General features: G+C 61.6%; 18 protein-coding genes. 10 read left to right on the top strand and 8 right to left on the bottom strand.

The features are described from left to right. Positions 1-48: 48 nt before the first annotated feature. Positions 49-897 carry an alpha/beta fold hydrolase gene (locus AC0CH8_RS16910; protein WP_204199795.1) on the top strand — a complete coding sequence of 283 codons (849 nt, stop codon included), beginning with the start codon at positions 49-51 and terminating at the stop codon, positions 895-897. A 39-nt stretch (positions 898-936) separates the two neighbouring features. After that, on the top strand, positions 937-1,467 hold the full coding sequence (locus AC0CH8_RS16905) for a VOC family protein (protein WP_056533222.1): 531 nt from the start codon (positions 937-939) through the stop codon (positions 1,465-1,467). 564 nt (positions 1,468-2,031) lie between these two features. Here AC0CH8_RS16905 and AC0CH8_RS16900 read toward each other — a convergent pair. From AC0CH8_RS16900 to AC0CH8_RS16880, 5 genes are all read right to left on the bottom strand, one after another. Then, positions 2,032-2,202: a hypothetical protein gene (locus tag AC0CH8_RS16900; protein WP_204199796.1), complete on the bottom strand. Its 171-nt coding sequence runs from the start codon at positions 2,200-2,202 to the stop codon at positions 2,032-2,034. Positions 2,203-2,504: 302 nt separating this feature from the next. Next, positions 2,505-3,050 (bottom strand): peptidoglycan L,D-endopeptidase MepK, encoded by a 546-nt coding sequence (locus tag AC0CH8_RS16895; RefSeq protein ID WP_204199797.1) that lies wholly within the window; start codon positions 3,048-3,050, stop codon positions 2,505-2,507. Continuing rightward, positions 3,047-3,328, bottom strand: coding sequence for a DUF6894 family protein (locus tag AC0CH8_RS16890; protein WP_204199798.1), 282 nt, complete (start codon positions 3,326-3,328; stop codon positions 3,047-3,049). Before AC0CH8_RS16890 ends, AC0CH8_RS16895 begins: the two co-directional genes overlap by 4 nt. A gap of 296 nt (positions 3,329-3,624) precedes the next feature. Beyond that, positions 3,625-3,981 (bottom strand): hypothetical protein, encoded by a 357-nt coding sequence (locus AC0CH8_RS16885; protein ID WP_465240892.1) that lies wholly within the window; start codon positions 3,979-3,981, stop codon positions 3,625-3,627. A gap of 144 nt (positions 3,982-4,125) precedes the next feature. Then, positions 4,126-5,607 (bottom strand): aminotransferase class I/II-fold pyridoxal phosphate-dependent enzyme, encoded by a 1,482-nt coding sequence (locus AC0CH8_RS16880; RefSeq protein WP_465240891.1) that lies wholly within the window; start codon positions 5,605-5,607, stop codon positions 4,126-4,128. 280 nt (positions 5,608-5,887) lie between these two features. Between AC0CH8_RS16880 and AC0CH8_RS16875 the strand changes: the two genes are divergently transcribed. Further along, positions 5,888-6,340, top strand: a complete 453-nt coding sequence (locus AC0CH8_RS16875; RefSeq protein ID WP_204199801.1) for a DUF6894 family protein — start codon at positions 5,888-5,890, stop codon at positions 6,338-6,340. Between the two features lie 434 nt (positions 6,341-6,774). On the opposite strand, the gene AC0CH8_RS16870 is transcribed toward AC0CH8_RS16875, so the two are convergent. Next, the gene (locus tag AC0CH8_RS16870) at positions 6,775-6,981 is read right to left on the bottom strand and encodes a hypothetical protein (RefSeq protein WP_465240890.1); all 207 of its coding nucleotides are present in this window, start codon (positions 6,979-6,981) and stop codon (positions 6,775-6,777) included. A gap of 396 nt (positions 6,982-7,377) precedes the next feature. Here AC0CH8_RS16870 and AC0CH8_RS16865 point away from each other — a divergent pair, with 396 nt between their 5' ends. Together AC0CH8_RS16865 and AC0CH8_RS16860 are read left to right on the top strand one after the other, a co-directional pair. Continuing rightward, on the top strand, positions 7,378-7,959 hold the full coding sequence (locus AC0CH8_RS16865) for a Crp/Fnr family transcriptional regulator (RefSeq protein ID WP_465240918.1): 582 nt from the start codon (positions 7,378-7,380) through the stop codon (positions 7,957-7,959). A 634-nt stretch (positions 7,960-8,593) separates the two neighbouring features. Continuing rightward, a complete protein-coding gene (locus AC0CH8_RS16860) occupies positions 8,594-9,397 on the top strand; it encodes a retropepsin-like aspartic protease (RefSeq protein WP_465240889.1) in 804 nt (267 codons plus the stop codon). A gap of 248 nt (positions 9,398-9,645) precedes the next feature. Here AC0CH8_RS16860 and AC0CH8_RS16855 read toward each other — a convergent pair whose 3' ends face one another. Further along, positions 9,646-10,926, bottom strand: a complete 1,281-nt coding sequence (locus AC0CH8_RS16855) for an MFS transporter (protein WP_465240888.1) — start codon at positions 10,924-10,926, stop codon at positions 9,646-9,648. A gap of 115 nt (positions 10,927-11,041) precedes the next feature. Between AC0CH8_RS16855 and AC0CH8_RS16850 the strand changes: the two genes are divergently transcribed. Together AC0CH8_RS16850 and AC0CH8_RS16845 are read left to right on the top strand one after the other, a co-directional pair. Next, positions 11,042-11,638, top strand: a complete 597-nt coding sequence (locus tag AC0CH8_RS16850) for a TetR/AcrR family transcriptional regulator (protein WP_465240887.1) — start codon at positions 11,042-11,044, stop codon at positions 11,636-11,638. Positions 11,639-11,900: 262 nt separating this feature from the next. Continuing rightward, complete coding sequence (locus AC0CH8_RS16845; protein WP_465240886.1) at positions 11,901-12,674, top strand: alpha/beta fold hydrolase; 774 nt, start codon at positions 11,901-11,903, stop codon at positions 12,672-12,674. Between the two features lie 214 nt (positions 12,675-12,888). Here the strand turns inward: AC0CH8_RS16845 and AC0CH8_RS16840 are convergent, their stop codons facing one another. Then, complete coding sequence (locus tag AC0CH8_RS16840) at positions 12,889-13,647, bottom strand: Crp/Fnr family transcriptional regulator (RefSeq protein WP_056397250.1); 759 nt, start codon at positions 13,645-13,647, stop codon at positions 12,889-12,891. A gap of 246 nt (positions 13,648-13,893) precedes the next feature. On the opposite strand from AC0CH8_RS16840, the gene AC0CH8_RS16835 reads away from it, so the two are divergent. The 3 genes from AC0CH8_RS16835 (at position 13,894) to AC0CH8_RS16825 (ending at position 18,197) form a co-directional block, all read left to right on the top strand. After that, positions 13,894-14,856 (top strand): alpha/beta hydrolase, encoded by a 963-nt coding sequence (locus tag AC0CH8_RS16835; protein ID WP_465240885.1) that lies wholly within the window; start codon positions 13,894-13,896, stop codon positions 14,854-14,856. A gap of 55 nt (positions 14,857-14,911) precedes the next feature. Continuing rightward, positions 14,912-15,994 carry a catalase family protein gene (locus AC0CH8_RS16830; protein WP_344691117.1) on the top strand — a complete coding sequence of 361 codons (1,083 nt, stop codon included), beginning with the start codon at positions 14,912-14,914 and terminating at the stop codon, positions 15,992-15,994. Positions 15,995-16,166: 172 nt separating this feature from the next. Continuing rightward, positions 16,167-18,197, top strand: a complete 2,031-nt coding sequence (locus tag AC0CH8_RS16825; RefSeq protein WP_465240884.1) for an alpha/beta fold hydrolase — start codon at positions 16,167-16,169, stop codon at positions 18,195-18,197. Positions 18,198-18,206: the final 9 nt, after the last annotated feature.

Below are 18,206 nucleotides of genomic sequence, written 5' to 3'. Positions count from 1 at the left end.
GCTGGCCGCCAGTTTTGATGAACGTCAGTAACGAACGGGAGAGCAATCATGATCGCGACTTTGCACGGGTTTACCCAGCAACTGGTGCAGGTGAACGGCATCAAGATCAACGCCGTCACAGGCGGCGCAGGGCCGCCAATCCTGCTGCTTCACGGCTGGCCTGAAACGTGGTGGGAATGGCACAAGGTGATGCCGCTGCTGGCCGAGCATTTCAGCGTGGTCGCCATCGATCTGCGCGGCGCGGGTTTCTCCGACTGCCCGCAGGGCGGCTATGACAAGGCGACAATGGCGCGCGACGCGCATGATGTGATGGTTGCCCTCGGCCACTTCCGCTACGCCGTGTGTGGACATGACATCGGCGGAATGGTCGCCTTGCCACAGGCCGCCCTTCATCGCGAGGCGGTCACCCACCTTACTGTCCTCGACGTCCCACTACCGGGCTGGAGCGAGTGGGAGGCGACCACCGCAAGGCTCTGGCACTTTGGCTTTCACGGAAGCCGGGATTTGCCCGAGCGCCTGATCCACGGCCGCGAATATGACTATTTATCGACCTTCATGGCCGAGCGTTTCTACGACCACAGCACTTTCAATCCAGCGGACATCGATATCTACGCCAAGGCGATGGCGCTTCCTGGCCGCACGCGTGGCGGCATGGAATGGTACCGCAGCCTCGCCGCCGATCATGCGGCTGCGCTCGAGTACAAGAAGCAGTCGCTTGAAATACCGGTGCTTGGCCTGGGTGGAGACCAGCGGTTCGGTGCGCAGATGGTGCCGATGCTTAAGGAATTCGCGACCAATGTGACCGGCGGCTCGATCGCGCGGTGCAGCCATTATGTCGCGGATGAGCGGCCGGATGAAGTAGCAGCCGCCCTGATCGACTTCCTCTCGGCCCGGTGAAATCTGGCAACCGTTTCGTCATTAGAAAGGAGAATGGACATGACCGCACCCGTCATTCGCGGTGTCAATCATATCGGCATCACGGTGCCCGACATCGAAGCCGCTAAATCGTTCCTGGTAGACGCCTTTGGTGGGCAGGTGATCTATCAATCTTTCGGACCACAGGATCCGCCTCGGCAAGGACCCGGCTTCGAGCAGGCCGTTGGCGCCTTTCCCGGAACGGTCGTGCGTGCGCAAGCAATGGTCAAGATCGGAACCGGACCAGATATCGAGCTCTTCGAAATGTACGGCCCCGAGCAGGCCCAGCCAATCCGAGCGAGCGACTTCGGCATTACACACTTCGCTCTCTACACCGACGACATCGACGCATCAGTCGAGCGTTTCGAGAAGGCAGGAGGCACACCCCTCACCGCGCCACGCGCTATCCCGTATGCAACCGAGAAAGGTCCTGGGAACAAGGTCTGCTACTGCCGCATGCCGTGGGGCACGACCATGGAATTCATCACCACGCCGGCTCGCATGGACTATCATGACCAGACGGATCTGCGCAGGTGGCAGGACGACGACTGAACAGCCCGCAAAGAAGCGGGCTCTTTTGAACGCCGGATACTCACCCTCAGGCTGGATGAGAGACCGGGCGACCCTCTCAATCAAACGATTTTGATACAGCGCACCGGCGGCTTTCGACCCTTACGATACTTAAAGCTGTCTGCAGAGAAATCCCAAGGTCAGTCGCCCCGGCCCCGCAGTGGCTAGAAGAACGAACGGCCGGTATCGGGAGAGCGCTGCGTCAAGCTTAACGTCGGGAATAGGGTCGAAAGCAGAAGGTCTGCTTTGAAGCTGCTGCGGATGATGCCTTCTGAGTGTACCTCAGGAGGACAGGCGTGATTTAGCTCGTTTCCGCTACCGGTCTGACCGATTTCGGATGGCCACGTCGATTGATCAGAACTCGGCTTGCAGGTACTCGCATCCCGCTGGTGAGCGGCGTGGGCGGGCTGCCTGCCGAAACGCTGGCACGCTTGCAGAGTCTAGAGCAGCGCGCGCTCGAAGCTCTCGCCAGGATTGATCGCAAGCTTCAGGAAGCCTGAGATTTCGCAGCTTGCCGTAGCGGGCGAACCGTCGCCATCGAGGTACTCACACATCTCCGCGCATCATTTCTTCATGCTGTCGAGCCCGTTCGGCCATCTCCTCCCACCGCTCGGCAGATTGCAGGAGAAGCTGACGCGCCTTTGGCAGAGATTCTTGGGCTGCCGCAGCACGATCGGCATCGGCCATGTCTCGACAGGTCTGACTGGAGATCGCCATGATCGCCTTCTGGAATGCGGCTTTATGTCAGTGCGGTCGAGGCAGAGTGGAGGTCCGCTGTTCCTCCGCTTCGGCTATTGCCAAGGCCTTGGCGAGGTACGCCGCGGCGAGGATGGCGGCACAGGCGACACACCATGCGCGTCGCCAGCCGTCTGAGACGGTGGCTGTCGGAAAGGCCTCGCGGCGGATGCGCTCGGTGACCGCCACGAGCTCGTCTGGCCTAGGCGAACAAGCTTCTCGAACGCACCCCACCAGAACCGGGGCGAATACGCGACGCATCTCAGGCGACATTTGCGGCTGTCTCATCCCCACTGCCGCACCCGTCCCGTGTCGACATGGACAAAGCCGTCATGCGGGTAGTAGCCGACACCGCCGCCACGCAGCGAAATGGCAGCTTTGCGCAACTGGTGCAGCGCTACACCGGGTATGGCAATATCGCTCGCCTTGCCCAGCATGTGCTGGCTCTTGCTGGCAACGCTGTACGAGCGGGCGTGGAGTGCGCGGTTTGTCCGCGGGCACCGGTAGCCCGAGATCAGCCTGAGGTGCTTACGCGGCGATACATCGAGACGATCACGCAGCGAGACCAGCAAATCCAAAAGCCTTGGATCCATGCGACGCGCCTCGCCAGTTCGCCAGTCGCGCATGGCATGGTTCAGTTCTGCCAGTCCGTCCTCCCGGTAGCGGCCGCCCGAGAAGTAGCAGGCGTCGTATTGCTCACCGTTGTGCGGGTTCGAAAAGCCGATGCGCCGCTCGGGCGCGCGGGCGGACACGCGGGCTGACAGAGCCATCATTACGAGCGCAGCGGCACCCCCAAGCACCTGGCGTCGGCCGCAATCGTCCACAATCATTCCGTACTCCCACTTTCGTTGTGTCGCCTCGGATCGGACGGTGGTGGCAGCACAGCCGCATCGATCGAGGCAACCAGCAGCGTGAACAGGTTCAGCCCCTGCCCATCCGTGACAACCAGGCTCCAGTTACCGCTCTCGGGGAACTGCTTCAGCTCCTTTAGCAGATCGCCCGCAAAGCGGTTCGCCACCAGACGAGCATCACCCAAGTTGGCGAGCTCGAGGCCGTTCCAGTCGGGCGCCATTGTGCCATCACGGACATGGAAAAAGTAGCGAGGCATGATGTGCCTCCTGTGGTGTTGGCGATGGTTCGCGCATGGATCCCGTGGCCGCACTGACGGTCGACCGGCGATAGCGGATCATTACCACCGACCATTTTCATGGCCGATAAACTCGGTCAAGAATGCTGTCTGATTTCGATGAGTTGCGACAGACTGAATGCTGACTAGGGTCAGCCGCAGCACCCGTTGATCCACCGCAAACGGCGTCGGCCGGGGGATCACATTAACGTCCGCCGTACCAAACGGGGAGGCATGCGCCGCTACCCCGCCGCTCACAGCGAGGGCTCACCTCACAGCTACGAAGCCCTGTCGGATCTGCCGACGACATTCTGCAACCGGCGAACCTGCTCCAACTCTGTTGTTACAGCCTCAAGGGTTGAGGCGCTGACGGTTTTCACGCTCAAACAGTACAACGTTTGTGGCGCGGCTGCGTAGAAGCTAAATCCAGCGATCGCCACAGACACCGCGGGCAGCGGGTAGAGCAGCGGGTGAATACCAACAGCCAGCATCGCAGGGACGGCCGTGCCAGCCCATCCGACACACTTCAAACTCGCTGGCTTAATCCGCTCTTCGACTTCTACAGAAACGATCTTGTCAAATCCGACCGATCTATCATCCAACCAGACAAACTTCCGGCCAACTCTGAGCGACACGACATTCTCCCGGCAGATGCTTACTAAGGTAGCCGTCGGTCGCACCTCAGCGCAAGGTCATAGGTCAAGGCCCGTGTCCTATTGCCACGCCTTGACCGCGGAGGTCGAGATTGCTCCTTGAGCCTGAGTACTCGCGTTTGCCGGTTACCAAACGACGCTTCCACTTCCCTTCTCGACGATCCGTGCCGTGGCATCCGTTGGATCGACAGGGTCCATAACAAAAGCTCCGGCATCTCGCTGAGCTACCAGCCATGACACATGCGCCGAGGTAATACGCTGCCCGGGTACGAGCCGCGGCACTCCCGGAGGTGCCGGCGCAATCATCTCCGCTGCGATCTGGCCGGCGGCATCTTCGTATCGCACCATCTTTGCGGGCCCACTCATCGCATCCGGCCCCGCCATCACCATTTCGACTGACAACGTGCCGATGCCGGGCATCGCGGGGGCCTGCGGCAGGATCGACGGGTCAGCCGCCAGCTTGCGCGTCAGGTCCTTCAGCGCGCGGACGAGCTTGCGAAGATCGGATCGCGTTGTCCCTAATGACAGCACAACAAGGAGATGCCTGCCGTCCGACAGGCCCACACTGATCCGGTGGTGGGCGTAGAGCCAGTCGTCGATCGCGTAGCCGGAAACTCCGAGAGCCGACACGTCGATAAGGACTTTGGTTATATCCAGATCGCAATTCGTCGGAAGGTCATCACGAACGAAGAGGCGAAGAGGTTTAATCGTTGCGAGCTGCCCCCGTAGCCACACTGCCTCCGCGATGACGGCGGTCCACATCTGTTCGCCGTTTAGCGCATGATCACGCCGCGTGGCGTCAAGCGTCGCCAGGATGGGAACAGACGGGCTGGTCGTCTCGAACAGTTCGTACGCCATCCAGAGCCGCTGCCGGTCGATCAACTCGCCCTTGGCGACGATCACCGACGCCTGTGCCAAAGCTCCCATGGTCTTGTGGGCGCTGTATACGGCGACATCGGCACCCTTGGTTAGCGGATCGTCCGGTAGAGCTTCGCAGAAAGCGTACGCTCCGCCCCAAGCAGCATCAGCGATCAAGGGAATGCCGTGCTCGTGGCAGATGTCTGCCAACGCTGCGACGTCGCTGGTGACGCCGTAGTAGGTAGGGCTGACGAGGATGAAGGCCCTCGCATCCGGATGCTCTGCCAGCACAGCCCTCAGCGTGTCCGGCGTCACACCATGTTCGATGTCCCACTCCTCATCCACGTGGACCGGGACGACGATCGCGTTCAGCCCCGTCGCCAGTGCGTAGGTGCGTTCCGCCTTGTGAGCATTGGCCGCGATCAGGATCGTGTCACCAGGCGCTGCAACCGCCGCCATCACGGTATGCAGGCTCTGGGTAGAGCCGCCAGTCACGAAGCGGCAGAAGTCAGCGTTCCACGCCTCTGCGGCAATCTCGTGGGCCCGCTGCAGGGCCAGCTTGCCCTCGGTACGATCGTCGAGCCCTTTCGGTGTGAGCACATCCGCCTGAAAGACCCGTTTGCCCAGCAACGCCTTCATCCCTGACGGAATGGCTGCACCCTGATTATGACCGGGCGCGCCAAAGCCAATGACCGGCCTCTTCTCAATTGCGGCCAGAGCCTCTGCGAGTGGTGCGCTCTTCTGATCCATACCCTGCCCGTTTGTAGCCGAGCAGGTGAAACGATTTCACGCCCTGCCTATCCAGCGCCGCCGGTAACTCAGGTTAAATAGCACGCAATATCAGCATGATGCGCCACCAGGCGGATTTGTCCGCCGTCACCCGTCGTCATCTTGAAATCGGACGAGGCGATAGGCGACGACGTGCACGACGGTCCGATTCTGAATGGCCCGTCCATTTTTACACTCTCGCTAAAAGCGATAGGCTTAAGACATATATTGGAAGTAGTTAGCCATTTGATTTAGGTTAGTCATGAAATATCTAATGCATCTTGCAAACAGGGACGGGCTTTCCGAGGACGCCGAAGGTGTCGAACGAGCGGATATGGCCGATGCAGTTTCTTACGCGATTCAGCCGGCGCAGTGTATTATCTGCGACGACCTGCTCGGCGGCGCTATCGATCTCGATCAGGCGATCATCATCGTACCGCCCGGAGGAAAGAGCTACGTTTTGCATTTCACATCAGTGGTGAGCCGCATTTCTGCGAGCGGCTATGATCGGCCACCATTTGGAGCTTTGGATCAACATATACATCGATCATCTGCCTGGCACGTCCGTCAGCCAGTAACAGGAGCCGTTAGCCCTCCGGAAGAAGATTACATTGAACGATTGGCACGCTTTCGCGCCATCGCTGAGGGATCTAACAATCCTGCCGCTGCCAATGCCTGCATCGATCTCGCGCACAGTTCCGCATTCGGCATTTGAAAGCGGCTCCTATGCGTTATGCCCTCATGAGGGTGTGCATAGCGGCTGGTTTTCAGAGGGCCTGTTTCCTATTCGATGCTGCCGGTCGTGGTGAGACGAACTGCAGTGGAACTCTGCGTGTGATCCAGAGGACGATGAGCCTCTCTAACTCCCCATCGAAGGAGCGCAGATGATACTTAAACCGGAAGACATAGATCCTGCCAACGCCGCGATATGCCACGTGCTTAAAACAGTTATAGCTATCCAAAGTCACTGGACGAGGTGATCGCAACTGACCATGTCAAAGCAGCCTTGCTCATCGTCGAGTGATATCCAGACAAGCAGTGACACGTACTTACTAGCTTTTATCTTATTACTTTCAGAATGTAACCTGAAATTGCCCAGTTTTCGAAAGGACTTCCTTGCACTGCAGTTGCTGATCGATGCGTTGCACTTCATTGGTCAGGCTGAGCGAGCGGATTGTAATCAATCATGACCTCCGGCACTGATCCAGCAACAAGGATGGCCTGGTTCGCCCTGTCCTCGCACGCCTCGGCACTTTCGAGGCATGATCGTACGGCCTCCGGGTCGTCGATCATACCGGCCAGATTGCGGTACCGCCGCGCCCGCACGAGAAGCTCTGCATTCGTTTCCGACATCATATTAGCCTCCACGCACCCTGACGAACAATCGGGGCTGCCCGACAATACTCTAACCTATGATAAGGTGCTGTATTTGCACAATAAGTTTACGAACACGCGTTTTCCTTCCAAGAGTGTAAATCTGACACGGCAGTCCAAAATTGTACCCTTTTAGCGTCAGGACGCTTAACCTAACTGAGTAAGATATAACGTATTTTCCCGCCCGCCCGCTCGCGGGGGGCGTTCCGTGAGCCGTGAGTGAGCTGCGAATGTTTGTTGATTGCCAGGATTGCCCCTTGCGGGTGCTATCCTCGTTCCGACCATTGGCTGGGGATGAGCTGAAACAGGTCCGGTCGATGAAGATCGGCCAGGATACAGTGCTTGCACGAACGGATCTTTTAAAGTGGTGCCGAGAAGATCCCTGTCTATACAATTTTCAGCGGCTGGGCTTATCGCTACATCGATCTTCGCGAGAATTGCCGACAGATCCTCGACATACTGCTGCCAGGAGATCTGATCGGATTGCAGGCACCCTTCACTGGCAAAGTGCGCCACTCGGTCCGTACGCTGACAGATGTCAGCGTATGCAGCCTTGATCCATCAGGCTTTGAGGTCGTGCTTGCCGCACATCCCGCTCTCTCTGAAGCGCTCATAGCGACGTTGCTGATGGAGGAGCATCGGGCCGACATGCGCTTGATGCTGCTGGGCAGACAGCGACCCACCGAACGGATGGGCTACCTCCTGCTCGAACTGCGCGACCGATTAAGCCGGCGGGGCACCGATGTTTCAGGAGGATTCCGGCTGCCGCTGACCTACCATCATTTTGCCGATCTACTCGGCATATCGCGCTCACAGGTCGCAAACAGCCTCACTGAACTACGCGATCGACGCTGGGCAACGATTACCGACAAATACGCAATTATCGACAATCACACCGCGATGGCTGGCGAATGCCAATATGATGGACTTCCACCCGCATCGCTTCGGGCCCTGATCTGACAGCGGCTCACATCTGCGCGCTGTGATGAAGGCCAATCAGACAAAGCGCGATCTCGGGTGGCTGAGGAGCGCGCCCTCGAAGACTGACAATCCACAAAGCGAGAAACCGTGATGTGTCATGCCCCGATGACCAATTTGAATATACTTCGCCAGCGTCTCGCTTATGCACTCCGCGATGCCGATCTGCTTGAACACCACGCAGTCGCGGCATTGATCAGCGGCGCGATGGACATGTTAGACACCGATGTTCCACCCTCGAATAAAGTCCAGCACCAGCGTTGATGTTGATCGCTCGATTGGCATTCAGGTCCGCCAGGCGTGCTGGAAATAGCTGCCGCTTGGAGGTGCTGGTGATCTATTCCGGCAGCCGTGTGCAAGTCGGTAGCGTTGTGCGCTGCTGGTTGACGCCTTGCTATGCTCGACGAACGACTGGATACTGATCGGCATGGTTCGGTCTAAACCGCGCAGTCCGCCTCAGCGTATCTTCCTGCTCGTCGCTCTGCTCGCGTGTGAGCCTGTGCATGCGGGGCAGCTATCGGTGCCTGGTTCGGCCGGCAAATCCTCGGCTTCAGAGGCAGGAGACAAGCGGCTCGTCCTGCGCCTCGTCGCTGGCCGTGACTGGGCACCGCAAGGGATGGAGATCGTAAAGGGACTGGTCATCTTCGAGGCCCTTGTAAACAACAGGCCGGCGACGATCCTCCTGGACAACGGAACCGGACGCACGGTCGTAGACACGAGATTCGCCCAACGGGCAGGCATTCCCATCAGCCAGACTGCGGCGAAAGCCTTGACCGGTTCGGCCGAGATCGCGACCTTCAGGACTGGCCGCACTGTGCTTGACGTCCCAAACGCGTTCACCCTGACGAGCGAGCTGGCCTCGTTCGACTTACGCCAGATGTCGCAGGCGCTCGGACGGCAGATAGACGCTGTGCTCGGCAGCGACGCTGTTAACCTCATGGCCGTAATGCTGCAGCCCGATAAGAAGCAGGTCGCGTTCCTGCCGAGCGGGTCGATAAAGCTCGACGGACCGGATATCGCCCGCCTTCCCCTGCTGCCGGGCAACGTGGTCGAGGCCACTATCAACGGTCACAAGGTGAGGTTGCTCGTCGATTTCGGCTACTCGGGTGCGGTCCGGCTCAGCGACGCGGCTTGGAAGCAGGTCGCGGGAGGGTCAGAGAAAGGTACAGCCGTGCAGAACGGTATCACGGCCGACGGCACGGCGCTAAGATCCAGGGTGGCGACCGGAGCTCTGAGGATCGGCAGCATCTCTTCACAGACGGCGCCGATTGCCAGCGGCTACGTACCCGTAGGAGCAAGCGACGGTCTCCTCGGCAGCGGCTTCTTCCTTCAGGGAACCAGCGTCGTTGACGGCCCGGCAAGGCAGGTAATGCTGATCGTCCGGCAAACTAATCAGGGGCCACCCGCCCGCCCGGAGTGAACGCTGGCAGTCCAAAGGCTTGAGGCTGCTGTTCGATCGACTGTGGACGGCACGAAATCCGCATAAACTATGCCACTGCTCGCGGCGAAGAGGACCCACAAGTGGACATTCAGCCCGCCCTTCCCGCTCCCCAACTTCGGACGCTCGTTCATCGTCGCGAACGACCAGCTTGCCACTCTGGACATCCACTAACGAACGTCGTGATCTGCTGGGAAGCGGCCGCTCCGCTATTAGGAAAGCAGATGGCGTTAGCGGACGTCGTCAGGCGCTGCGGCCTTTCTCAAAAAAGGATGGGATGTTGAGCTTATCGTCGGGTCTGTGGTCAACGGTGTTCGATGACCCGGTGGGAAGGCGAAGCGGCGTGCGGCCAGGGCGATGAGGAAGGCGGCCACGGCCAGCGCGGCGACAGCGGGCGGCAGCAGCGTGGTCCCTCCCGTCGTGAGGAGCACCCCGCCAAGCGACCCACCGGCCGCAATCGCCAGGTTCCAAGCCGTTGTCACCATCGCCTGCGCCAGATCAACGCCATCACCGGCTGCGTCCGCCGACGCCGTCTGCATCATCGCCCCGGCACCACCGAAGCCAAGACCCCAGACAACGGCTGCTGCATAGACGGCAAGGCCCTGGCCGCCGATGAGCGACAGGAAAATAGCGACGGCGGCAAACGATCCGATCGCGAGCAATACCAGCATGCGCAGCATCCGATCGACTAGTCGCCCGACGATCCAGATGCCGACGAGCGAGCTGATGCCGAACGCCAGCAGGACGAGATCGACCCGCACGGACGCAGCGATCGCGAACGGCGCGATGTAGGTGTAGAGGATGTTCTGGCCCGTCATCCAGGCAAGGATGACGAGCAGGATCGGTATGATACCCGGTGTCGCGACGACGCGGCGCAGAGAAGGACGATCGTCACCCGTCCGCCCGGGGGCATCGGGCACCTTGAAGATAATCCAGCCGATCAGCACGACACTCAGTGCCGAGAGGATCAGGAACGATCCGCGCCACCCAACCAAACCGCCCAGGAAGGTGCCTATGGGAACACCCAGTGACAGCGCCAGCGGCACGCCGACCATGGCGAGGGCCATTGCCGGGCCGGTCTGATCGGCACGCACGATGCTGCGCGCGTAACCCGCAAGGATTCCCCAGGCGAGACCCGCCGCGCACCCGGCGACGAACCGCGCGACCAGCACGACCGTGATCGATCCGGCCCAAGCGGTCAGCGTGTTGCCGACAACGAAGCAGATGATGGGGGTAAGTAGTACCGGTCTTCTTCGAAGCCCCTGGGTCAGGCTCGTGAGCGGGATTGCTGCCAGCAAGGACCCCAGCGCATAGACGGCAACGAGTTGTCCCGCGATCGCCTCGGAGATCTGCAGGCCGGATGCGATCTGCGGGAGTAGGCCAGCAGGCAGTGTTTCGGTCACGATGCACAGAAAGCCACTGGCGGCGAGACCAGCAAGGGCCGCGGTCGGGAGTTTGGAGCGTGGAGCTACGCTCGCTTCAACGCGGCGTCTGTTGGAGGATGGAGGCATAACTGTCCTTGTGCATCGTTGATACCACCTCTGCGCCGTGACGAACCTGAGGCATGGTTATTTCTATGAATGTTCGCTATACAAATGTGACTGACACAGGCAAGCGGGTTGTGTAATGGCCATTAACGAAAATAAGCGGCCACGGGGGCGGCCCCGGGGATTCGCGCTTGAAGCTGCGGTCGAAGCCGGGCAGCACCTGTTTCACGAGCGTGGCTATGAAAACGTCAGCGTGGCGGCGCTGACCGAGGCGATCGGGATTACTCCGCCGAGCTTCTATGCAGCGTTCGGCAGCAAGGCCGCATTCTTCAAAGAGAGCCTAAGGCTCTACTCGGCCACCGTGGTGCCGCTGGACCGCTTCCTGATGCCGGGTGCAGCGCCGATGGCGGCGCTTGGCGACATGCTGCGAGCTGCGGCGCACGCTTATACCACTAGTCCGCAGCGGCGTGGTTGCCTGATCCTTGAACACGCAAAAGCAGGCACAACGGATTGGGGCATCGCAGCCAAACAAATTGCGGGAGAAAACCGCAACAGGGTGGCGGAATTTCTGGACGATGCGGGAATTAAAGCTCCCGGACGTGTCGCAGATTACGTTGCTACGACAATGCTCGGCCTATCGGCTGCAGCGCGAGAGGGATGGGACGAGCCAAGACTGCTTGCCGTCGCCAACACGGCAGCCGAGGCTCTACTTTGTCGCTCAACCCTTGAGGAGTGAACAGGTTTCTGCTTGGGCGGGCTTTCCCAACTGGGGACCTGTTGACCCAAAATCGGCCATTCAGTGCAGTCGTAGCGCTTACTCGCAAGCCGTCGCTCGTTCATGTTCAATGACCCTTTTCTGAACAGGCAGACTTTCCCGGCCCCACCGCCTGCCGGCGCGGGCCTATGGGCCGATCTCCAGCGCCCGTCGGCCGATAAAAGCCGGGCCCGCGAAGCGACCGGGCTCGTTGAGCTTCTCACAACGACGAGGCGGAGACGGCATGAACACGATTGAGCGCGGCACTGGCCGCACGCTGCTTTTGATCCACGGCCTGGGCGGGAGTTGGCAATCGTGGAGTACCGTCTTGGACCCACTCAGCGCCTCGCGAAAGGTCATCGCGGTCGACCTTCCCGGCCATGGGGCTACCCTTGCCGAATCCGACAGCGGGACGTTCGATGGTCTGGTCGGCAGCGTCGAGCGTTACATCGCGGAGGCTGGCTTGTCCGGCGTCGATGTCGTCGGCAGTTCCATGGGTGCGCGGATCGTGCTTGAGCTCGCACGGCGCGGACTCGTCGGGAACGTCGTCGCGCTCGATCCGGGCGGCTTCTGGCGGGGCTGGGAGCGCACCTTCTTCAAAACCACCATCGGCGCCTCCGGTCGCTTACTGCGGGCCATCCGGCCAGGCCTGCCGGCGTTGAGCCGGAATGCAGCGTCGCGCACGGCGCTGCTCGCGCAGCTCTCCGCGCGTCCTTGGGCGCTTGACGGGGAGACCGTCGCGACCGAGCTGGGAGGTCTCAGTACAACGCCGACGTTCGATGCGCTGGTCCGGAGCCTTGCCACGGGACCTGAGCAGTCCGGTCCCGCCGCTGCCGGCACCGGCCGGGTCGTCATCGGGTGGGGCAGGCACGACCGGCTCTGCCTCCCCAGACAGGCTGCGCGCGCGCAGGCAGCCTTTCCCGGCGCCGAGCTCCACTGGTTTGATGGCAGCGGCCACTTTCCTATGTGGGACACGCCGGAGGAGACAGTCGCCGTCATTCTCGACGCGACGAGGTGATGCTCCACCCGCTTCACGGCTCGATTGCGCGATGATGGTAGCATCGACCCACATCCGGACATTCGCGACGTATCTACCCTACCCCAATTTCGGCCATTCGTCCATTTTGATTGAGCGTCCAATCTTACCGGTCGGGGCAGGTCGGCGAAATTTGAGTGGTTTCAAGCTATATATACGGTCCCCCGGGGGGCGAACGTCAGCAAATTCAATTTGATTAGAGGCTTAGTAGGCGTCGGTATTCCGCCTCAGCGAACCCGTAGGTGTCACCAGCTAGGCGCAGCAGCCGATCCCGGTCACGCACGATGACGCGCCCACGCACGGAGCGAACAGCCTCATCCTCTTCGAGCTTGTGGAGTGCGTCGGTCACGCTGCTGCGGCGGACGCCGAGCATGAGCCTGAACTCCTCGTGCGTCATGCAGATGTCGTCCTCGCGTACCCGGTCGTGATAGAGCAGGATCCATCGCGCCATCCGCCGCTCGATCGAATGCGCGAGCGACGAGACGATCGTCCTGGACATCTGGGTCATGACCACGTCGACGAAGCGGAGCAGGACGGTTCGGATCTCTGGACGTTCGACCAGTATCCTGTGCAATGCTGTGGCCGACAGCCTCATAGCCGTGCCGTGTTCGGCCCGCATCACCACGTCATGCGACCAGCGCTTGTTGCCAAGTAGCAACTGCCAACCGATGAACCCCTCGCTTCCGACCAGCGCGACCGCATAGCGGCGGTCGCCCTCGAGTGAGTCGAGTATCGCAGCGATCCCGGTCAACGGGAAGCAGATGCTGTCTGCCGCATCGCCGGCGCGCGCGATCATGTCACCGTTGCGGAACGGCACCAGTTCCAGATGCGGCGCAAGGGCGGCGCGGTCAGCGTCATTCAAAAGACGTAGCAGCGCATTCGCCTCGCACGGCAACGCGTTGGAACTGGGGGTCCCATCCACCTTCAAAGCCTGATCATCCATGCCGCCGTCCATACTTCCGAACCTCGCTGCTCAAACGCTTGGGTCTACTTTCGTACCGAAACGCTGAGGCTCGCCCAATGGTTGGGAAACAGACAGTTTCAGGAGGGACCATTGCGCAAAACCGTTCTAACGCTGATCGCCGCGTCGACCGCGATCGCAGGCATTCCAGCTCTGGCCCAGTCACCTCGCTCGATTGCCGCTCCTCCTCCGCCACCGCCGCCCGCGACATCCATGCAGCCCCCGAAAGCCGCACCCGACATGCAGTCAGTCTTGGACGCGCTCGCGTCGCTCGGCGGCAAGCCGATCGAAACGCTCACGCCTGCGGAAGCCCGCATGCAGCCCTCGGCCGCGGACGGAGCCAAGGCGGCGATGCGGAAGAAGGGAATGTCGACCGCGCCTGATTCGTCGGTGACGACGCGGGACCTGCCGTACGGCAGCGACCCCAAGCAATTCGCGCGCATCTACAAGCCGGCCGGCGCACCTGCGGGTGGCAAGCCGATGCCGGTCATCGTCTACTACCACGGCGGTGGTTGGGTCATTGCCGACGTCGACACCTACGATGCCGCACCGCGGGCCATGTCGAAGGCGCTGAACGCTATCGTCGTCTCGGTCGAGTACCGCCACTCACCCGAGTTCAAGTTTCCGGCGCAGCATGATGATGCGGCTGCTGCCTATCGCTGGACGCTGCATAATGCGGCGAGCTGGGGTGGCGACCCCGCACGGATCGCGACAGTCGGCGAGAGCGCCGGCGGCAACCTTGCGGTCGCGACCGCGATCTACGCGCGCGACAACGGCCTGACGGTGCCGCGCCACATCGTCTCGGTCTATCCGATCGCGAACAGCAGTATGACGCTGCCTTCGCGGCGGGATTCGACGAACGCCAAGCCGCTGAACACTGCCATGCTGCCGTGGTTCGGCTACTACTATCAGACGAGCAAGGCGGATGCGCAGGATCCGCGCCTGAACCTGGTCGCCGCCAACCTGCGTGGTCTGCCGCCGACGACGATCATCAACGCGCAGATCGATCCGCTACGCTCGGATGGAGAGACGCTGGCGGCCGCGATGCGGGCGGCCGGTGACAAGGTCGAGCAGAAGACCTTCCCGGGCGTGACCCATGAGTTCTTCGGCATGGCCAAGGTCGTGAACGGCGCCAAGCAGGCGAATGATCTCGCAGTCGCACGGCTGAAGACGGCGTTTGAAGCGCCAGCAACCCGCCGCTGAGCGTGACGGCGGCGGCGTCGAGCCGCCGCCTCCTTGCCGGAGAGGACCAATGACCATGACCCAGACCCCCGTCCGCTATTCTCCCGACGTCGAGGATGTTAAACCCGACGAAGCCGAGACGATCACGAAGCTCAACGAGACGTTCGACAAGATCCTTGAGACGACAGCGGAGGACTATGGTCACGCTGTACGTTCGGTCCACGCCAAGGCGCACGGTTTCCTCGATGGGGTGCTAATTGTCCATGACGGGCTTTCCCCCGAGCTGGCCCAAGGCCTGTTTGCCACCCCGGGCGAGCACAAGGTCGTCATGCGCTTCTCGACCAACGCGGGCGACATCCTGCCGGATACCATCAGCCTGCCGCGTGGTCTGGCGCTGAAGGTGATGGACGTCGACGGTGAACGCCTGCCCGGTGCCGATGGACAGACGCAGGACTTCGTCATGGTCAACGGCTCGGTGTTCCAGAACAAGACCGCCGACCAGTTCCTGGGTAACCTCAAGCTCCTGGCAGGCACCACCGACAAGCTCGAGGGCACCAAGGAAGCGATGTCCAAGGTGTTGCGCGGTGTGAACACCGTGCTCAGCGCGGTCGGGATTGAAAGCCCGAAAGTGCAGACGCTCGGCGGGGCGCCCAACTCGGATCCGCTCGGTGAGACCTACTTCAGCGTCACGCCGTTCCGTTACGGCGACTACATCGCCAAATTCGCGATCTTCCCCGTGTCCAAGGACCTGACCGATCAGACCGACACCACGATCGACGCGACTGGCCGGCCGGACGCCTTGCGGGACGTGATCCGGTCGGAAACCCAGGTGCTTGAGATGGAGTGGGAGGTACGGGTGCAACTGTGTCGCGACCTCGAGGAGCAACCGGTCGAGGACCCGACCGTCGAGTGGAAGCAGGACGATGCGCCCTTCCAGACCGTCGCGACCATTCGGGCGGCCAAGCAGGACAGCCTGACCGAGGACAAGTTTCAGAAGATCAACGAGGAGATGCGCTTCTCGATCTGGACCGGTCTTGCCGCACATCAGCCGCTCGGCAACATCAATCGGGCACGCAACGGGACCTACCGCCACTCCGCCGACTTCCGCGCCCGCGTAAACGGTTGCCCCTATCACGAGCCTGTTGGCGGTCGCGCCTGAACGGCGAAGGTGGCGTTCGGTCCCTTGACGCTGACCGTGGACAGATCGGCTTGGAGGCGAATTGGGCACTTGGCCGTTCTGAAGGCCGTTGAACCGCTGGTTTCGCAGCGACGGTGAAATGGCAGGGTCGACGAAACGTCCGCAAAGGTTTGAACCGCCAGGAGGCTGACGAATGCCGATGATTACCGCCGGCGACCTCAACATGGAGGTGTCGATTCACGGCGCGGAGGAGGGACAGCCGGTGCTCCTCCTCCATGGCTGGCCGGATGACGCTTCGACGTGGGATCAGGTGGCGCCCACACTGGCCGCGGAAGGGTTCCGCGTCATCGTCCCGACGTTGCGTGGGTTCGGCGCCACGCGTTTTCTCAACGACGATACCTCGCGAACCGGCAACAGCGCGATGCTCGCGATCGATATGATCGCGCTGCTCGACACGCTCGGCATCGACCGCTTCATGGTCGCCGGGCACGATTGGGGATCGAACACCGCCGAGGCCTTGGCCGTCGGGTGGCCCGATCGGGTAGAGCGGATGGCCATGCTGTCGACCCCGCCCCGGCTCGGCGGCATGCCTACGCCGCCGTTCGAGCAGACCCAGCGGCAATGGTATCACTGGTTCATGGCAACCGCGCGCGGGGCGGAGGCGGTACGTGCGGACTGGCGCGGGTTCACCCATCTGCATTGGGTCAACTGGTCGCCACCGGGATGGTTCGACGAGGCGACGTTCGACCGTGTCGCCCGGTCGTTCGACAATTCCGACTGGGTCGACGTGACGCTCCACAGCTATCGCGCACGCTGGGGCGAAGCGGAACCCGATCCACGAAGCGCCTGGCTGGAGAACAAGGTCAAGGCGACCAAGACGTTGTCGCTGCCGACGCTCTACATCCACGGCGATGCCGACGGCGTGAACCCTCCCTCGACCGCGAAGGACGTGCGAGCGAAATTCGCCGGGCCGTTCGCGCGCATCACCATGACCGGGGTCGGCCACTTCCCGCAGCGGGAGAACCCGCAAGCGGTGGTGCGCCACCTCCTTACCCTCTTCGCCGGCAATCCCGCCGTGCTCACCGATGTCACCGATAGGAACCTGTCCATGAAGAAAGCCGCCCCCTATGCCGCCGGGATTGCCGCCATCGGCTTGGTCGCCGCTGCCGCAGCCGGCGTTGCCCATGCCCAGGGACGCAGCGCACAGCTGACGCAGGTGGCGCAGTTCGATCATCAGGCGACCGGCGTGGCGGTGACCGAGGATGGACGGCGCTTCGTCAACTTCCCCCGCTGGACCGACGACGCGCCTATCTCCGTCGCCGAAGTGATGAAGGACGGATCCTTACGCCCCTATCCTGACGCCAAGTGGAACAGCTGGCGCAACGCCCGCGCCAACGAACTGCCGGTCGGTGAATATTTCGTCTGCGTGCAGTCGATCGTGCCCGATGGTCACGGTAATCTCTGGGTGCTCGATCCCGGCGCGCCGGGGAACGAGAAGATCCTCGAAGGCGCGCCCAAGCTCGTCCGCATCGATCTGGCGTCGAACACGGTGACGAAGACGATCCTGGTTCCCGGCGACGTCGCGCTGCAGGGCACGTATCTCAATGACATCCGCTTCTCGCCCGACGGCAAGACCGGCTACATCACCGACAGCGGCACGCGCGGCGCGATCATCGTCGTCGACCTGGAAAGCGGCAAGAGCCACCGCGCGCTCGATGGGCACGCCTCGACGCAGATCGACAAGACGGTGAAGGTTACGCTCGACGGCAAGCCGTTGGTCCGCCCCGATGGCCGGCAGCCCGCCTTCGCCGTCGATGGCATCGCCATCTCCAAGGACGGCAAGACGCTCTTCTATCAGGCGCTGACCGGAAAGACGCTCTATTCGATCGACACCGCGAAGCTGCGATCAGACGTCAGCGAGGCCGATAGGGCGGCAGCGGTGAAGACGGTCGCGCAGACCCACGTCGCTGATGGTCTGTGGATGAGTAAGGCAGGCGTGCTCTACCTGACCTCGCCCACTGACTATGCGATCAAGCGTCTGAACGGAGCGACCGTTGAGATAGTGCTGACCGATCGCCGGCTGCGTTGGCCCGACACCTTCTCGGAAGGGCGCGACGGGACGATGTACGTCACCGCCAGCCATATACAGGACACCAACTGGTTCACGCCCGGCGCACCGCCGTCGATCAAGACGCAGCTGTTCTCCTTCGCTCCCGCCAAGTGATCGGACATC

The sequence above is a fragment of the Sphingomonas sp. AC435 genome, from assembly GCF_979253005.1.
The sequence above is the reverse complement of the archived record's forward strand: the minus strand, read 5'-3'. Positions and strand labels throughout refer to the sequence as shown.